This window comes from Ruminococcus sp. N15.MGS-57 (genome assembly GCF_000980385.1).
GTDB lineage: Bacteria > Bacillota > Clostridia > Oscillospirales > Ruminococcaceae > Hominimerdicola > Hominimerdicola aceti.
Genome location: NZ_LARF01000004.1, coordinates 13,557 through 32,061, shown reverse-complemented (window position 1 = coordinate 32,061; position 18,505 = coordinate 13,557). Strand labels below are relative to the sequence as shown.

Genomic DNA, 18,505 nt, shown 5'->3' with positions numbered 1-18,505 from the left:
ACAATGGGAATTTTATCCGTAGTAGGAACGCCTATAGGCAACCTTGGAGATATGACATACCGTGCAGTTGAGACCCTGGAAAAGGCTGATTTTATCTGTGCCGAGGACACAAGAGTTACCGCAAAGCTTCTCAATTATTTTGACATAAAAACGCCACTTGTGAGCTATCACGAACACAATGCGAAGCAGGTGGGCGAGAGCATTGTGAACAGGATAATGGCAGGCGAGAACGCCGCTATCGTCACAGACGCCGGTATGCCCTGCATTTCAGACCCTGGGGAGCTTCTTGTGAAGCTGTGCGCTGAAAACGGTGTGAAAGTGGAGGTAGTACCAGGTCCGTCAGCGGTGGTATCAGCACTTGCCATAAGCGGACTTGACACCGCAAGATTTCAGTTCGAGGGCTTTTTGTCAACCACCAAGAAGCAAAGATTAAATCATCTTGCCTCGGTAAAAAACTGCACGAACACTCTTATTTTCTATGAAGCGCCCCACAAGCTCATCTACACTTTGAAGGATATGCTGGAATATTTCGGTGACAGAAGAATATCTCTTTGCAGGGAGCTTACAAAGATACACGAAGAAGTTTTCCGCACCACCCTTGCGCAGGCTGTGGAGTATTATGAAGCCAACAAGCCAAAGGGCGAATTTGTGCTTGTTATCGAGGGTGCAAAAGAGGACGAGCTTTGCCCTGCGGAGAATATAGAGGAAGCGCTTGAACAAGTAAAAGCCCTTGTGGAAAAGGGTATGCGTGGAGCTGACGCTTGCCGTGAGATAGCAAAGGCGACGGGATTTTCTAAGGGGGAGCTTTACGGACTCTTGTTTAAATGAGGAATGAGGAGTGAGGAATGAGGAATTAAGGTATCGCCTGCGGCGATGTTTATTTCTTGTTTTTTCGCATTTGTATTATATATAAATTTAGATTTTTTGAGGTGATTTTATGAGCATAAAAGAATACATAGGCGGACAGTGTGCTAATCCAGAGGGACTGGGCGGATTAGCCTGTGCAAAATTCATGAATTTTTTCAATGCAGAGCACTACAGAGCGGTGAAAAAATTTGTCTGCAAGCTTGACGGTGCAAGGATATTGGATATAGGCTTTGGAAACGGTGTGACTATCAAAAAGCTTAGCAAGAATATAAACGCTAAGTTCTATGGCGTCGATATTTCTGCGGATATGGTGGAAAAAGCCAAGCGAGAAAACCGTGACGGAGTGAATACCAACAAGGTGATCTTACAGCAGGGAAAAGCTGAGGAGCTTCCTTATAATGACGATTTTTTTGACACTGTTTACACTGTGAACACCATTTATTTCTGGGAGGACACTGCAAAAGTTCTTGACGAGGTAAGGCGAGTTCTCAAAGACGGCGGCAATTTTATCTGCACATTCTATACAAAGGGCTACCTTGATAAACTCCCGTACTGCGACACAGGTTTTGACAAGTTCACTCCTCAGCAGGTGCGTTCAATGGCTAGAGAGCGTGGTTTCCATGATGTAAAAGTCAAAATTCTGAGCGACTGCAAAGCGTATTGCCTTGTTGGCACGAAAATAGAGGGCGAATAAGGTGGCAGATGTGACCATTGTGCCTCTTTCAGAGGAAAACGTACAGCTTTTTTCACAAACTGCGGCGAAAATTCTGCCCGAAGCCTGGAGTTTTGAAACCTACCAAAAACAGCTTTCAAACCCTGACGATATATCGTTTCTTGCCCTTTGTAATGGCAAAGCCGCAGGCTTTATAAGCGTGTGGTGCGTCTGCGGAGAAGCTGAGATAAACAATATAGGCGTTTTGGAGAAGTTCCGCAGAATGGGCATTGCAAAAGCCCTTTTTGACAGCGCATACAATGCCGCAAAGGCTGAAAAATGGTATCTTGAAGTGCGGGAGTCAAACCTTGGGGCTATAAGCTTTTACGAAAAATTGGGCTTTGAGAGGGTAGGCATGAGAAAAAATTTCTACACCGCCCCCACTGAAAATGCTGTTTTAATGGCACTTCAACCCACTGAAAATGGAGAAATAAATGACATATAACGATTTTACATTTGAGTCCTTGGGCGAGGGCATTGAGATATGTATATCTGACGAACACCGCTTTGGTACTGACGCCTTTCTGCTTGCGGATTTTTCATCAGGACGGCACAAGGATATCTGCGCAGACCTTTGCACAGGGAGCGGCATAGTAGCGCTTCTTCTGCACAAATTTTACAAGCCACAGAAGATATATGCTGTTGAGATACAGGAAAAGGCTCACGAACAGCTTAAAGTATCTCTTGAGAGGTCGAAAATAGATACTATCCAGCCTGTTTTGGGTGACTTGAATGATTGGCGAAGCGAAAAAGAGCTTGACCTTATCACCTGCAATCCGCCCTACAAGATAAACAACACAGGTGCGAAGAATGACAGCGAAGCGGTTTCTATCGCACGGCATGAAATGCTCTGCACTATTGATGACGTGTGCAGATGTGCAAAGAAAAATCTGAAATTCGGTGGCAGGCTTTGCATATGCAACCGCCCCGAGCGCCTATGCGATATAATGACGGCAATGAGAGCCAGCGGCATCGAGCCGAAGCGTTTGCGGACAGTTCACAAAAACCCAGAGTGTCCCCCATGGCTCATTCTCGTTGAGGGCAAAAAGGGTGGAAAGCCTTTTGTACAGATAGAAAAGCCTTTGTATGTGCGTTCGGCAGACGGTGGAAACTCGGCTGAAATGAAGCGGATATACGGACTGGAATAGTGAGGAATGAGGAGTGAGGAATGAGAAATTAAGGTATCGCCTGCGGCGATGATTATTTTTTCGTAGGGGCGACCTTTGGTCGCCCGCTTGCTCCAATTTGTCTGCTTATTAAATGTATATGATATGCTTATATTTACGAAATAAAAAGAGGGTAATAAAATGAAGATTTTAGGAATAGAAAGCTCCTGCGATGAAACAGCCTGCTCTGTTGTTGAAGACGGAAAAACGGTGCTTTCAAATATAGTTGCAAGTCAGATAGACGAACACAGGCTTTATGGTGGAGTTGTGCCTGAGATAGCCTCACGCCGCCATGCGGAGAACATAACATGGGTGACAAAAGCCGCTCTTGAAGAAGCAAACTGCACAATGGAGGATATCGACGCTGTTGCAGTGACCTACGCTCCGGGACTTATCGGAGCACTTCTCGTGGGAGTGAGCTTTGCAAAGGGACTTGCAATGAGTGCAAATAAGCCTCTTGTGCCTGTTCACCATATTGCAGGTCACATTGCCGCAAATTATATCTCCCACCCTGAGCTTAAACCGCCTTATCTTTGCTTGGTCGTGTCGGGAGGACATTCACATATTGTAGAGGTGCTTGATTATTCAAGATATCATGTTATAGGCAGAACAAGAGATGATGCCGCAGGCGAGTGTTTTGACAAGGTAGCAAGAACATTGGGCTTTGAATACCCGGGTGGAAAGTTTATCGACAATGCCGCAAAGTCAGGTGATCCTAATGCCTATAAGCTCCCTCACCCAAAGGTGCAGGGCAGTGAATATGACTTCTCTTTCAGCGGACTAAAAACTGCCGTTATAAACCTTGTGCATAATGCCGCACAAAAGGGCGAAACTGTCAATGTGAACGATATGGCGGCTTCGTTCCAGAACACAATATCCGACATTCTTGTAGACAAAGCAATGCTTGCCGCAAAAGATCTTGGGTACATTACCATAGGGCTTGCAGGCGGCGTTTCGGCAAACTCAGGGGTAAGAGAGAAGCTTCAGAAAGCCTGTGACAAGCGTGGCTATAAGCTTTATATGCCTGAGTTTAAATACTGCGGAGATAACGGTGCAATGATAGCTTGTCAGGGATATTTTGACTATCTTGCAGGCAGACGAGCAGATGAAAGCCTTAACGGCATTGCAACGCTGTCGCTGGATAAGATTTCGGAATAATCTTATGGATAAGCCTGTAAGGAAAATCATAAGACTTGACAATTATGATTATTCAAAAAATGGACTTTATTTTATTACCATATGTACTGTCCAAAAAAACGAGTTGTTGTGGGCAACAGATGTAGGGGACGGCGCCCCCGACGTCCCGTTATGTTGCGCACACGCTGTCGGAAAGGTCTATCTTTCAAGCTTTGGTAAAATTATCAGAGATAATATCCACAGAGCAAACAGTGTCTATGATGACAAAAAGATATTGCAATATGTCATAATGCCAAATCATATCCATTTTATACTGAAAATCGGTGCGGGAGTCAGCGGGACGTCGAGGGCGCCGTCCCCTACAAACGAGATAGTTCCACAGTATGTGTCAATGTTGAAAAGATTTATAAATAAGGATATTGGTTTTAATATTTTTCAGCGTTCATATTATGACCATATCATCAGAAACCAAAAAGAATATATAGCAATTTCAAAATACATACATAATAACCCTATCAAGTGGGACGTTGACGAGTATAATCCAAGAAAAGAGAACAATAAAGCGGAGGTGCTTGGACTAGAATGAAACTACTAGCCATAGACGGAAACAGCATAATGAACAGGGCTTTTTACGGAATAAAGCTGCTGTCAAATTCAAAGGGACAGTTCACGAATGCCCTTATGGGGTTTATGAATATTTACCTCAAGGAGATAGGCGAGGTAAAGCCTGACTGCGTGGCAGTGGCTTTCGACCTTAAAGCCCCTACTTTCAGACATAAGGCGAATGCCGCATACAAAGCCAACCGAAAGGGTATGCCTGAGGAGCTTGCTCAGCAAATGCCTGTTATAAAAGAGCTTTTGGGCGACCTTGGTATAAAGATAGTACAGTGCGAGGGCTATGAAGCAGACGATATTCTTGGTACGCTCTCAAAAGCCGCCGCAGATTCAGGCAACGAGTGCTATATTCTCACTGGTGACAGGGACAGCTTCCAGCTCGTTTCCGACCGTGTGACAGTACGCCTTGCCACCACAAAGGAAACAAAGATATATACCCCTGACAGGATAATGGAAGAATACGGCGTTACCCCTCGTCAGATGATCGAGGTAAAGGCTCTTATGGGCGATACCTCAGACAATATCTCAGGCGTAAAGGGCATTGGCGAAAAGACCGCCCTTTCCCTTATCAAGCAGGAGGGCGATGTCAAGACCCTTTATGAACACCTCGCAGATATCAAGCTTACCCCGTCTGTGCGCACAAAGCTTGAAAATGGTCATCAGGACGCTATAGACAGCCGCTTCCTTGCCGAAATATGTCTTGAAGCCCCTGTTGATAAAGCAACAGAGTTTTATAAGCTGGGCGAGGTTGATACCGAGAAAACAAAGGCTCTCCTTGCCGACCTTGAAATGATGAGGCTTATAGACAGATTGGGTCTTAGCGGAAAAGCTGTGGAAAGCGCTGACAGCGCAGTGCAGGAAAGCAAGCTAAAGCTTTCCGACCTGCCTAAGTTTGAGGTCAAGCCACTTGATGAGAGCGTTATATCTGTTCTCGACAAGGACAAAACAGCGTATTTTATCTTTGCCGACAATAAGCTTTCTATCCTCTGTAACGATGTTATCTACACCACCGAGGACAATGCAATTATCACAGCTTTCATGGGAACAGCCTGCGAAAAAATAACCTTTGAGGGCAAAACTGCCCATAAGTTTGCGTTCTCAAATGGCACTCACCTTGAAAACCTAACTTTCTGCTGCGACCTTGCAGGATATCTTCTCAATTCACAGTCAAGCGAGTATACAGCGGAAAATCTTTGTCTTTCATATAAGTGCCTTTACCGCTCTGATATGGGGGAATATGCAGACCTTTCAAGTCTGCCTGCTCTTAGTGAAAATCTGAAAAAACAGCTTGAAATGACAGAAATGACAAAGCTATTCGACGATATCGAAATGCCACTTTGCGAAGTGCTTGCATCAATGGAGTTTTACGGTGTAAAGGCTGACGCAGAGGGCATAAAGGCTTTCGGTGAGGACTTGAAAATAAAGATAGACGAGCTTACCTCGCAGATATATATGTATGCAGGCAAGGAGTTCAATATAGCTTCCACAAAACAGCTTGGGGATGTGCTTTTCGAGGACTTAGGTCTGCCTGCAAAGAAGAAAACAAAGTCGGGCTATTCCACTAATGCGGATGTTCTTGAAAGCCTTATGGACAAGCACCCTATCGTGCCTCTTATCGTTGAATACCGCACACTCACAAAGCTCAATTCCACCTATGTTGACGGACTTTTGAAGCTTATCCACCCTGACGGCAGAGTTCATTCTGTTTTCAAGCAGACCGAAACAAGAACAGGCAGGATATCTTCCACCGAGCCTAATATGCAAAATATCCCCGTGAGAAAAGAGATAGGCAGGAATATGCGTAAATTCTTTGTTGCCGAGGACGGCTATACTCTTCTTGACGCTGACTACAGCCAGATCGAACTTAGAGTGCTTGCTTCCGTGTGCGGTGATAAAAATATGCAGGAAGCTTTCTCAGAGGGCAGAGATATCCATACATCAACTGCGGCACAGGTCTTTGATATCCCCGAGGATTTTGTCACACCTGAAATGAGAAGTGCAGCAAAGGCTGTAAACTTTGGTATAATCTATGGCATAGGAGCATTTTCTTTGTCGAAAGATATCGGCGTGACCGTTGCGGAAGCAAAAAGATACATCAAGAATTATCTTGACAACTTCCCGAAAGTATCTGAATTTATGGATAAGACAGTTGATGACGGCATAAAAAACGGCTATGTCACCACCCTTTTCGGCAGAAGAAGATATATCCCTGAGCTTTCTGCTTCAAACAAGGTCTTGCAGGCTTTTGGAAAGAGGGCGGCAATGAACGCACCTATCCAAGGTGCGGCGGCTGATATCATCAAGATAGCAATGGTAAGAGTATACAAAAAGCTCAGAGAAGAAGATCTTGACGCAAGACTTATTTTGCAGGTGCATGACGAGCTTATTATAGAAGCGGCTGAAAAAGACAAGGACAGAGCCGAAAAGATACTCAAAGATGAAATGGAAAACGCTGTAAAGCTTGCTGTGCCAATGACAGTGGACGTAAACAGCGGCAGAAGTTGGTATGAGGCGAAAGATTGATTTATTTTAGTGAGGAATGAGGAATTAAGGTATCGCCTGCGGCGATGATCTTGATTTCTATATGTAGGGGCGAACAGCGATCACCTGTTTATCCATATTGCTTATTTTATATGTTTTGCCCTTATTATCTTTGTCACCTTCGTGGTTTGGCTGACAATTTGTTTGTGATTGTTGACGACTTTTTGACGGCTGTCGCAATAATACTTGACTTTTGTGAAATTTGTGGTATAATTCTCTATGTAAAAAGTGTGTAAGAAAGATAGATAAAAAGTAGAATAATAGGAATTTGAAAAACGAAAAGGGGCTGGGAAAATGAAAAAATTGCTTTTTGTGTTCAACCCCCATGCTGGCAAGGGACAGATAAAAGATAACCTTTGCGACATTGTGGATATTTTTACAAAGGGCGGCTATGAGGTAGTCACCTACCCTACGCAGGCTAAGCTTGACGGCTATAACAAGCTTTGCAAGTGCGGTCAGGATTATGATATGATAGTCATATCAGGCGGTGACGGAACATTGTCTGAGGCTGTCAAGGCAATGATGACATTTGATAAGAAAATACCGCTTGGATATATTCCTGCCGGTTCAACAAATGATTGTGCTCAGTCTTTGAGCATACCGAAAAAAATGCTTGACGCCGCAAGGGAGATAGTTGACGGCGTGTATTTTGATTATGACGTTGGTAAGTTCAACGGTCAGTATTTTGTGTATGTAGCAGGCTTTGGCGCTTTCACTGACATTTCTTATGAAACCTCACAAACGCTGAAAAACAAGTTTGGTCATGCCGCATATGTGGCTGAGGGGATAAAAAGGCTTTCAAAGATAACAGGTCAGCAAATGAGAGTGGAGCATGACGGCGAGGTAATAGAAGGAAGCTTTATACTCGGTCTTATCTCAAACACTATCTCAGTGGGCGGAATGAAAAAGCTTATCGCTTCCGGGGTGTGTTTTGATGACGGACTGTTTGAAGTGGTCTTGGTAAAAACCCCTAAGAACGCTATTGAGCTGAGCAACACCATAAATGAAGCAGTGCTTAATAAACTCAACGATAAGCATTTTGTGACTTTCAAGACGTCAAAGGTCACATTCACAAGCGTGAACGAAGTGCCTTGGACGCTGGACGGAGAGTCGGGCGGAAAGCATACATATGTTGAGATAGAAAACTGCAAGCAGGCGATAAGATTCAAACTCAAACCCAATGATATAACCGCAGAGCAAACGGCTGTTCAGTGCAGTGCAGGGGATATGATAATGACCGAGGACGGTCACCCTGTTGTCATTGAGGATCAGTCGGAGATCGAAGATTAAGCTGTTTTGTAGGGGCGACCTTTGGTCGCATACCTTTTAACAGAATTTTGACAGAACAAAAGCGGACGAGTTTTTTCGTCCGCTTTTTGCATATGCCTATTTTTTGTTTTTCTGCCGAAACTGGGAGGGTGTCATGTTGTATCTGCGTTTGAACTGCCGCATGAAATGCACGTCATTTTCGTATCCGCATACGGCGGCAATGTTTTTCACTGTCATGTCAGTGCTGAGAAGATAGTATTCAGCGTTTTTCATTCTTGCACAGAGTATATCCTCATAACAGCTCACACCGAAGCGTGAGGTGTAAAGATACTGAAAGTGGGAGGGGCTTACGCTGAGAGTTTTCGCCATATCGGCAATGTTCCTGCTCCCGGAGGGGGAGCTGTAGATGTCAGCCCTGAGCCGCTCAAGTGCGTCAGCGTAGTGACTGCGCTTTCTTGGCGGCTGACCGCTCTTGCTGAGAGAATATTCCTCTCCGAGCCTTATGAGCAGCATTCTGAGCATAAGCTCGATATAATCCTCACGCCTGCCGCTTTCAGATAAGCTGAGTCTGCTTATGGTGGATAAGATATCCTCAGTTTTCTCTGCGTCTGATAACATAAAAATCGTATCATATGGGAGTGAATAGTCACGGGTGAGCGTATCGTCGCAATCAAAATGAAGCCAGTGGTTTATGTAAAAACCCTTGCAGGCACGATATATCTGCTCAGTGCCTTTTTTGTATAGTATTGCGCTGTCAGGGGAAACTGAGTATTCCCTGCCGTGCAAACGCACCACCGCAGAGGATTTGAATATAAGCAGAAGATTATCCCCCGAACCGTTTGGACGGCGTATATCAAAAGACCCGTCATGGCTGTAGTTTAGTCCCAAAGCGTGAAGTTCCATAGGTTTTTCCTTTCTAATTTCGTATGATGTATCAGTATAATAATAGGATATATCATTGTTGTTTTTTTGTCAAGTGATAAAATATAATTGAAACTAAAATCATATACATCAAGGAGGTCACAATGAAAGAGATTTCAATGCTTATCAATACCGCAGACAAACGTTCCCACATCAACCCGGAGATATACGGACACTTCTCCGAACATCTTGGCAGATGTATCTATAACGGAATGTACGTTGGCGAAAATTCTGAGATACCGAACATAAACGGCGTAAGAAAAGACGTTATCGAAGCTTTCAAGGAGATAAAAATGCCTGTTCTCCGCTGGCCGGGAGGCTGCTTTGCTGACGAGTATCATTGGAAAGACGGTATCGGCGAAAAATCCCAGAGAAAGAAAATGATAAACACCAACTGGGGTGGCGTGACAGAGGATAACTCTTTCGGCACTCACGAGTTTTTCGACCTCTGCGAGGAGATAGGCTGTGAACCGTATCTTGCAGGAAATCTCGGAAGCGGCACTGTTCAGGAGCTTTCCGAGTGGATAGAATATATCACCTTTGACGGTGTTTCGCCTATGGCTGACCTGAGAAGAAAAAACGGCAGAGAAAAGCCTTGGAAGCTTAAATATCTTGGTATAGGCAACGAAAACTGGGGCTGCGGCGGCTCGATGCGCCCTGAGTATTACTGCGATGAATACAGAAGATATCAGAGCTTCTGCAAGAATTTCAGCGGCAATGAGCTTTACAAAGTTGCCTGTGGACCAAATTCCAACGATTATAACTGGACGGACGTTGTAATGTCAAACCTTGGGGAGTGGCACACAAAGGCTATCTCTTTGCACTATTACACCGTTCCTACAGGAGATTGGAACAAAAAGGGCAGTGCAACTGAGTTTTCAGACGAGGAGTATTACGAAACCATATCAAAAACTCTATATATGGACGAGCTTATAAAACGTCACAGCGAGATAATGTCACGCCGTGATCCAGAGGGTAAGATAGGTCTTATAGTTGACGAGTGGGGCTGTTGGTATGACGTTGAGGAGGGCACGAACCCTGGTTTCCTCTATCAGCAGAACACAATGCGTGACGCTATCGTGGCGGCTTGCAATTTGAACATCTTCAATAACCACAGCGACAAGGTAGTAATGGCAAACCTTGCGCAGGCAGTGAACGTTTTGCAGGCTCTTATCCTCACAGAGGGCGAGAAAATGGTAAAAACGCCTACATATCACGTCTTTGACCTTTTCAAAACTCATCAGGGCGGCGAGCTTTGCTATAGCCATGCCGACAACTGTCAGGCAGGCGGCAAGATTCCGATGATATCACAGTCTGCCTCAGTAAAGGACGGCGTTCTCACTGTCACGATAGCAAACTGCTCTATAGACGATGACGCACATATCTGCTGCGACATCGCAGGTTCAAACTATCAGAACATTGAGTGCAGGATACTTGACAATGATGTAAGGGACTATAACGATTTTGATAATTGTGATAAGGTCGCACCAAAAGAGTACAGTGCGAAAATGACAGAAAAGGGCTTTGAGATAGACCTGCCAAAATGCTCCGTTGTAGTTGTGACAATGAGATAAGGACTATAAGGAGAGTCAAAAATGACAGTAAAAGATAAAATTTTGCAGGGAAGAACATATCTTGGCATAGAACTTGGCTCAACAAGAATAAAGGCTGTTCTTATAGACGATAGCTTTTCTGTTATCGCATCAGGGTCGAAGCAGTGGGAAAACCGCTTTGAGAACGGCTGTTGGACATATTCTCTTGATGATATCCACGGGGGCATACAAGCCTGCTATAAAGACCTTGCAGAAAACGTAAAGGCACAGTATGGCATTTATCCTGAAACATACGGTGCAATGGGTATTTCTGCTATGATGCACGGCTATATGGCTTTTGATAAGAATGACAAGCTTCTTGTGCCTTTCAGAACATGGCGCAATACCATGACAGCTCAGGCGGCAGGAGAGCTTACAAAATTGCTGGGCTTCAATATCCCGCAGCGTTGGAGCATCGCTCATCTTTATCAGGCGGTGCTTAACAAAGAAGCCCATGTTCCTTATATCGCTTATATCAATACCCTTGCAGGCTATGTGCATAAAAGGCTCACAGACCGCTTTGAAGTTGGCGTTGGCGAAGCTTCAGGTATCTTCCCTGTGGAGAGCATAGGATACCAAAAAGAGTATTTGGAGCTTACAGAAAAAAGCCTTGCAGAAAAAGGCTTTGACCATAAGCTGAAAGATATCCTCCCAGCGGTGAGAAATGCAGGAGAAAAGGGCGCAGTTCTTACAGAGGAGGGCGCAAAGTTCCTTGACCCGGAGGGACGCCTCAAAGCAGGCGTGCCGGTCTGCCCGCCTGAGGGTGACGCAGGCACAGGCATGGTGGCAACGGACAGCGTGCTGAAAAAGACCGGAAACATCTCCGCAGGCACTTCCATATTTGCAATGCTCGTCCTTGAAAAGCCACTTAACGGTGTTTACGAGGAGATAGACGTTGTTACCACCCCTGACGGCTCGCCTGTGGCAATGGTGCATTGCAATAACTGCTGTTCAGAGCTTGACGCATGGGTGAATATGTTCGGTGAGTTCGCAAAGCTCACAGGCAGTGAGATAGACAAGAGCAGGCTTTATGAAACTCTCTATAAAAACGCCATGACAGCCGACAGCTCATGCGGTGGCGTGACAGCCTATAACTGTCTTTCGGGCGAACCTGTTATAAAGCTTGACGAGGGCAGACCGATGTATTTCCGCACTCCCGACAGCACTTTGACCTTGGGCAGCTTTTTCAGAGCACAGCTTTATTCTTCTTTCACCGCACTGAAAATAGGCATGGATATCCTCTTTGACAAAGAGCAGGTAAAAGCTGAAAAGATAACAGGTCACGGTGGACTTTTCAAGGTCAGCGGAGTGGCTTCACAGCTTATGGCAGACGCACTTTCTACCCCTGTTTCAGTAATGAAAACAGCAGGAGAGGGCGGTGCATGGGGCATGGCTATCCTTGCGGCATATATGGAGCTTTCAAATGGCGAAAAGCTTGCAGACTTCCTTGACAAAAAGGTGTTCGCAGATATGGAAGTGACAACTTCTCAGCCTGAGCAGACAGGCTCAGAGGGTTATAAAACATTCTTAAAAAGATATAAAAAGGGATTGGCGGCAGAAAAAAACGCACAGTTCTGAAAAAATCATAGAAATTCATATATAAATCGTAGTGGCGACCTGAGGTCGCCCACCTACCCACTCAAACTGTCGGTGAGCTATTCACTTGGACGGAAAATGAGCAGACAAAAGGTGCATTTACCAAATCAGAGAAAGGAGAATCTTATGCTTGAAGAATTAAAACAGCAGGTGTGCGAAGCAAATCTGCTTCTGCCGAAATATGGACTTGTCACATTCACATGGGGAAATGTTTCTGCTATCGACAGAGAAAAGGGCCTTGTAGTCATAAAGCCCTCAGGCGTGCCTTATGAGGGCATGACAGCCGATGATATGGTGGTAGTTGATCTTGAAAGCGGTAAGGTTGTAGAGGGAAAATATAAGCCTTCCAGCGATACTCCAACACATTTGGAGCTTTACAAAGCCTTTGATATCGGCGGAATAGTACATACCCACAGTCGCTGGGCAACATCTTTTGCTCAGGCAGGAAAGGGCATAATACCAATGGGAACAACTCACGCAGATTATTTTTACGGCGAGATACCATGCACAAGAGCAATGACCCCTGAGGAGATAACAGGTGAGTATGAAAAGGAAACAGGTACTGTTATAATCGAGGCTTTCAAAGGTCTTGATGCAACTCAGATACCTGCCGTTCTGGTAAAAAGCCATGGTCCGTTCACATGGGGAAAGGACGCTGCAGAAGCCGTTCATAATGCAGTCGTTCTCGAAGAAGCTGCGTTCATGAATTTCCACGCAATGATGCTGAACCCCGAGATAGGTCATATGCAGCAGGAGCTTCTTGACAAGCACTTCCTTAGAAAGCACGGAAAGAACGCATATTACGGACAGAATTGATGTCAATGCCTCAAAAAGCATGATATAAGTCCGTTGAAAAAATGAGTCAAATAACGGGCGAACACTGTTCGCCCCTACATATAAAAGATTTGTTTAGCACATCCTCGATAAAATAGCGCCCCGATTTTCTGGGCGTTTTTTTGTGCCTTTGCTCACATATTGTGCAAAATGTATATTATGTGTACGCTGATTTGTACAAAAGGGTAGTTTTTTGTACTTGTTATAAGTAAATTCTTGACTTATGTTTTAATAATATGTTATAATTAAAATAATGTCACGGTAATATTTATTGTGTCACAGCGGAAATGAATGGAATATAGTATAGATATTACCTCAAGGCAATGCCATGCAAGGTTTGCCTTAGAAACGAGGAACGGAGGCTTGTAATGAAAAAGCAAATTGATTACGGCAGCTATGCGTCCTATAAGGAAACGGTAAAGGGTCTTACAGAGAACCTGAAATCGCTGCTTGGATTGAGCGAGGAGATCGCTCTTGTCAATACTGCGGAATCTATTCGGGAAACATTGGAGAAAACTGCCGAGGAGCATTTTGAGGTCGCTATAGTGGGCGAGTTCAAGAGAGGTAAAAGTACCCTTATCAACGCAATGCTGGGTCAGGAGGTACTTCCTGCTGACGTGCTGCCTGCAACGGCTACCCTTAACAGAGTTACTTATAGCGAAGAGCCGTATGTGCAGGTGGAATACAAAAACGGCAAAAGTGAAAGGGTGGATATAAACAAGCTGGAGGACTATGTAACAAAGCTTACAGCAGAGTCGGAGGAAAGAGCCGAAACTGTTAAGGAAGCCACTGTTTATTATGATACCGAGTTCTGTAAGAACAACGTGGATATCATAGACACTCCGGGTCTTAACGACGACGACCAGATGACCAACGTTACTCTGTCTATCCTGCCGAAAATAGACGCAGCCGTTTTCGTTATCAGTGCAAACTCCCCTTTTTCACAGTTTGAGAAAGAGTTTTTGGAAAAGAAAATGCTCACTTCCGATGTGGGAAGGATTATTTTCGTTGTAAATTGCTTCGGTACTTTCTCACAGGCAGACGAGAACAAGATAGTCGAAACTGTAAGAGGACGTATCGGAAAATACGTTATGGAAAAGGCTAAAAAGGTCATGGGCGAGGATTCCCGTGAGTTTGCGGTCTATAAAAGAAAGATAGGAACTCCGAGAGTTATCGGCGTTTATGCAAAGCAGGCTCTTAATGCCAAGGAAACAGGGGATAAGGAAGCCCTTGAAAAGAGTAACTTCCCTGAGTTTGAAAAGGCTCTTGAAACCATGCTCACAAAAGAGCGTGGCGTTATCGCATTGCAGATCCTTGCAAATAAGATAACAAATTCGGGTACTGAGATACTCAGAAGCGTTGTTATGCAGGAAAACGCACTCATGATGGCTAACGATGAGTTCATGGAAAAGTATGACGAGGCTATCAAAGAGATAGGCGAGATAAGAAATAAGAAAAGACAGGAATTTGTCAAGATCAATGATGCCGCAAATCAGGTGTTCAATGACCTGCAGCCAGTTCTGGACAGCTATTGGACAAACATCGAGCAGACAGCTATGGAGGTTATAGACAACTTCCAGATGTCCTCTGACGATTTCAAGAAAGACCAGCTCAAGCTCGTTACCGCAAAGCTCACCGAGAAAATAAAGGAGAGCATAGAGGCAAGAGCGCAGATAATCTGCGAGCAGATACAGAACAGCATAAACTTCGCTGTTTCCTGCGAGGCTGAAAGACTTCAGGAATTTGAGGACGAGTTCTTCGAGTCCGTTACAAAGATACAGCAGATGTTCACTATCTCTGACAGAGTTTCAAAGAACGGCGGCGTAATGGATAAGATAATCGGCGTTGCTATCGGCTCTTACGGCGTCGGAGGATTGTTCCTGGGCTTCAGAGAGTCTGGCGTAAAGGGCGCACTTTTAGGCGGAGCAACAGGCTTTGCAGGATTTTATGCTACTTATTATACCGCTATATTCTTTGCAGGCTTCTTTGGCATCACCGCTACCCTGCCAGTGACCCTCTGCCTTATGGCTCTTGCAGGCATTGCAGGTACTTTTACTTCAAACTTTGCCGTTGATAAGATACTTGTTAAGGAAAGAATAGATAAGTATAAGTCAAACTTCAAAACTCAGGTGAGAAAGCAGTTCCATGAAATGAAGCTCAATAATGACTTCACTGAAACTGTCCGCCGTCAGGTATTCTCAGCTTTTGAGGGTCTGAAGGGCAAGATCGAGAGCGAAACAGAGATAATCCTCCGTGATACTCAGGAAACACTTGATAATCTTAATGATCTTAAAACAGAAAAGAGCAACATTTCTCAGAAGGAAATGGAGCGTCTCCATGATATTGCCGAGAGCGCAAGCGCTATAGTTCAGGAAGCATATCAGGTAAGACGTGTGCTTACCGAAGCTATGGAAAGCTGACGGTCATATAAAAATATTATTTTAGGATCAAGGGAGGACAGGTCATGAGTACAAATACAACGGAAAGGGAAAATCCGCTGCTACAGATTGACACAAGCTTCCGCACATATTTGAACGCTTATACAAGAAGCTATCAGAACCATATAGTTGACGGCGTGCTTGACTATGCTTTTGAGTCCGACTTTGCCGTAAGGCAGAAGATAATGGGACTTGGGGGCTGGGGAAAGCTCGTCAAGGCGGCAGGCTCGCAGGACGTTTCTGCCGAAGCAAAGCACCTGTTTCTTAAGTGCGAGCAGGTTGGCCCGCTGAAATATCCTGATATCTATGACATTGTGAAGAAGTGTGCCGAGCGGCTAGAGCTTGTTGTGCCTATCGTCTTTGTCAGAGGGGATATGGATAAAGCACAGGTCTACTCTGTGGCAAGTGATATCATCGAGCCTTGTATCGTGCTTTCAAAGCAGGTAGTGGAAATGTGCAGCAAGGAGGAGCTTATGTTCCTTATAGGCTGCGAGTGTGGAAGAATACAGAACAATCATTGTGCCTATAATATGGCATTTACATATCTCAATTACAATAAGTATACTTACAGACCAGTTGAAAGGTCATATAAGCAGACTGTGAACAATCAGCTTTATACAGCGCTTGTTCAGTGGGTGAAGTATGCTGATATAACTGCAAATAGAGCAGGCATTATCTGCCTCGATAAGCCGGGAATGTTCATAAGCGTCATAACAGGGCTTTATAACAAGGGCTATATCGACTTTTATGGCAGACAGCAGAAGAATATGGATACCGACGGACTTATCAAAAAGGCTGAGAGCGTCCATGCAGTTTCTTCAAGAAATCTGAAAACAGATAATACTATGAGCGAGCTTGAAAAGCTTGTTGTCGCAGCTACTGAGTTTCTGTATTGCTCAGTTCTTTATGAATGGCGTGGCGACGCAGAGGATTCTGACAGACACCTTGTTTCAGGTCAGATATGTGATGTGCGCAGCAGTATTATAATCGGAAACGGAGGCGTGATAGGTGGATAGTGCTAATATCAATACAGCGGAGCAGAATATTGCACAGGTAAAGACCGCTCTTAAAGCCTTTGTTGAAAATGAAAAGATAGCGAAAATGCTCGGCAAGGATTTTGTCAGCGAAATGAACGATTGGGAAGCTCTTATCGAGAAAAAAAGCGAAGAGCCTTTCACGCTGGTCATACTTGGCGAGTTCAAAAGGGGAAAAAGCACCATTATAAACGCCCTGCTGGGCAAGGAGCTTGCACCTATAAACGTTACACCTGAAACTTATACCATAAATGAGATATCTTTCGGTCATACGCAGTATGTGGAAGCTATCCTTGAAAACGGCATGAGAGTGCCGCTGTCGTTGGAGGATATTACAAGAGAAAAGCTTGAGCAGAGAATGAAGCTTTTTCCTGCAAAAATAAGCTATGTTCAAATAAAGGACAATGCCCCTATACTCAAAGAGATAAGGATAGTGGATACCCCGGGTCTTTCTGACTTGGAGAGCCTTGATAAGCAGGTAATGGATTATATTGTCAATGCCGACGCTATCATGTATGCGGCATCATGCCTGCTGCCTTTTTCTGAAAGCGAGCAGTTGTTTCTTGCAAGCCATGTCCAGCCTCAGCGATTTGGTATGCTCTATATCCTCGTGAATATGATAGACGCAATGAACTCTCAGAAGGATGCTGATAAAATACTAAAGCGTGTGAGAAACATATCCGAGAGGATAGTGCCTAACGCTATCGTATACGGCATAAGCGGTGCAGACGAGCTTAGCCGAAAGCTTGGCAGAGAAAGACCGCTGGACAAGGGTACAAGAGAGTTTTACGAAACTCAGTTTTTCCAGTTCGAGCTGTCTTTGCAGCGTGATATAATCATGCAGAAGGACGTTATACGTTCAAAGCGTGTTCTTACAATGCTTTCGCAGATGTGCGACGAAACAGCCGCAAAGCTTAGACTTATAAGCGATATGGCAGAGCTTGACAAGCAGAAGCTTGCCGACAGAGCAAAAGAGTTTGAGGAGCAGTGTGAAAAGCTTTCAAAGGCTCTGGAGGAGAAAAAGCCTGCTTTGCACCTTTCTATTATCGAAATGCAGCAGGAAGCCGAAGCTTGGATGTATGAGTTCTTCTCAAAGCTGAGAGCAAGCGTTTTGGATTGCCGTGGAAAAGACGCAGACGGAAACGACCTTTACAGCTCTGAGGATATAGAAAAGCATTTCTATTCGTTCCTTATGGAAAAGGTGGGCGAAGCATATCGAAATTGTATCGAGAGCCATAGAGATAGGATAGCCGAGATAGTGGAAGGCACAGGCAGAGAGCTTGCCTCCGCCCTTGGCATAGACGATCTTTCAAAGGCGGCAAAGGCTCCGTCAGTGGAAATGATAATGACCTCCCTGAACAAGAATGTAACACGTTCTGTTATGGGCGTTCAGCTTTTCGGCACAAGCGAAACCTTTCCTCCTGCCACAATGTCAGTTTTCAGTCTTATCCTTAAAAAGAAAAAGCAGACCGATATAATTGATATCGCTCTTGAAAACTATGACGATATCAGAAATAATATCGTCAAGGATATAAAGACAGTTTATCAGGATCTTGAAACAAAGGCAGCCGCAAGGCTCGACAGCCTTTATCAGTATCAGGTGGAAATGGGCAGAGAAGCCCTCAATCAGGCTCAGCAGCTCATGATGGTTTATGATAATGACGAGATAAGGCAGACCCTTGTGGAAGCAAAGCAAATGCTTGCCGAGCCACAGAGAATACTGGCAGAGAGCAAATTATAACAAAAATAAAAACGTCCCATTAAGTTGGGGCGTTTTTTTGAT

Annotated in this window: 15 protein-coding genes; 14 read left to right on the top strand and 1 reads right to left on the bottom strand. The window is 44.6% G+C overall.

Annotation, left to right across the window (positions count from 1 at the left end; translation table 11 throughout):
• Nucleotides 1-3: 3 nt before the first annotated feature.
• From rsmI to WS40_RS01305, 8 genes are all read left to right on the top strand, one after another.
• On the top strand, nt 4-828 hold the full coding sequence (gene rsmI / locus WS40_RS01340; protein ID WP_046439555.1) for a 16S rRNA (cytidine(1402)-2'-O)-methyltransferase: 825 nt from the start codon (nt 4-6) through the stop codon (nt 826-828).
• 109 nt (nt 829-937) lie between these two features.
• A complete protein-coding gene (locus WS40_RS01335) occupies nt 938-1,561 on the top strand; it encodes a class I SAM-dependent methyltransferase (RefSeq protein WP_325208352.1) in 624 nt (207 codons plus the stop codon).
• Nucleotide 1,562: 1 nt separating this feature from the next.
• Nucleotides 1,563-2,024: a ribosomal protein S18-alanine N-acetyltransferase gene (gene rimI, locus WS40_RS01330; RefSeq protein WP_256319752.1), complete on the top strand. Its 462-nt coding sequence runs from the start codon at nt 1,563-1,565 to the stop codon at nt 2,022-2,024.
• Entirely contained in the window at nt 2,014-2,727 is a 714-nt protein-coding gene (locus WS40_RS01325) for a tRNA1(Val) (adenine(37)-N6)-methyltransferase (RefSeq protein ID WP_046439553.1), read from the top strand. Before rimI ends, WS40_RS01325 begins: the two co-directional genes overlap by 11 nt.
• 159 nt (nt 2,728-2,886) lie before the next feature.
• Nucleotides 2,887-3,903 carry a tRNA (adenosine(37)-N6)-threonylcarbamoyltransferase complex transferase subunit TsaD gene (tsaD, locus tag WS40_RS01320; RefSeq protein WP_046439551.1) on the top strand — a complete coding sequence of 339 codons (1,017 nt, stop codon included), beginning with the start codon at nt 2,887-2,889 and terminating at the stop codon, nt 3,901-3,903.
• Complete coding sequence (locus WS40_RS01315; protein ID WP_148303600.1) at nt 3,824-4,468, top strand: transposase; 645 nt, start codon at nt 3,824-3,826, stop codon at nt 4,466-4,468. The genes tsaD and WS40_RS01315 overlap by 80 nt, the downstream gene beginning before the upstream one ends.
• On the top strand, nt 4,465-7,020 hold the full coding sequence (gene polA, locus WS40_RS01310) for a DNA polymerase I (RefSeq protein WP_046439547.1): 2,556 nt from the start codon (nt 4,465-4,467) through the stop codon (nt 7,018-7,020). Before WS40_RS01315 ends, polA begins: the two co-directional genes overlap by 4 nt.
• A 312-nt stretch (nt 7,021-7,332) precedes the next feature.
• Nucleotides 7,333-8,328, top strand: coding sequence for a diacylglycerol/lipid kinase family protein (locus tag WS40_RS01305; RefSeq protein ID WP_046439544.1), 996 nt, complete (start codon nt 7,333-7,335; stop codon nt 8,326-8,328).
• 96 nt (nt 8,329-8,424) lie between these two features.
• Here the strand turns inward: WS40_RS01305 and WS40_RS01300 are convergent, their stop codons facing one another.
• Nucleotides 8,425-9,210 (bottom strand): helix-turn-helix domain-containing protein, encoded by a 786-nt coding sequence (locus WS40_RS01300; protein WP_046439542.1) that lies wholly within the window; start codon nt 9,208-9,210, stop codon nt 8,425-8,427.
• Nucleotides 9,211-9,332: 122 nt separating this feature from the next.
• Between WS40_RS01300 and WS40_RS01295 the strand changes: the two genes are divergently transcribed.
• From WS40_RS01295 to WS40_RS01270, 6 genes are all read left to right on the top strand, one after another.
• Nucleotides 9,333-10,802 carry an alpha-N-arabinofuranosidase gene (locus tag WS40_RS01295; protein WP_046439540.1) on the top strand — a complete coding sequence of 490 codons (1,470 nt, stop codon included), beginning with the start codon at nt 9,333-9,335 and terminating at the stop codon, nt 10,800-10,802.
• Nucleotides 10,803-10,823: 21 nt separating this feature from the next.
• Nucleotides 10,824-12,398, top strand: a complete 1,575-nt coding sequence (locus WS40_RS01290) for a xylulokinase (protein ID WP_046439538.1) — start codon at nt 10,824-10,826, stop codon at nt 12,396-12,398.
• A 144-nt stretch (nt 12,399-12,542) separates the two neighbouring features.
• A complete protein-coding gene (araD, locus tag WS40_RS01285; protein WP_022287150.1) occupies nt 12,543-13,232 on the top strand; it encodes an L-ribulose-5-phosphate 4-epimerase in 690 nt (229 codons plus the stop codon).
• 386 nt (nt 13,233-13,618) lie between these two features.
• Complete coding sequence (locus WS40_RS01280; protein WP_038673497.1) at nt 13,619-15,670, top strand: dynamin family protein; 2,052 nt, start codon at nt 13,619-13,621, stop codon at nt 15,668-15,670.
• A 44-nt stretch (nt 15,671-15,714) separates the two neighbouring features.
• Nucleotides 15,715-16,704, top strand: a complete 990-nt coding sequence (locus tag WS40_RS01275) for a M48 family metalloprotease (protein ID WP_022287149.1) — start codon at nt 15,715-15,717, stop codon at nt 16,702-16,704.
• Nucleotides 16,697-18,463, top strand: a complete 1,767-nt coding sequence (locus WS40_RS01270) for a dynamin family protein (RefSeq protein ID WP_046439534.1) — start codon at nt 16,697-16,699, stop codon at nt 18,461-18,463. The genes WS40_RS01275 and WS40_RS01270 overlap by 8 nt, the downstream gene beginning before the upstream one ends.
• Nucleotides 18,464-18,505 lie beyond the last annotated feature (42 nt).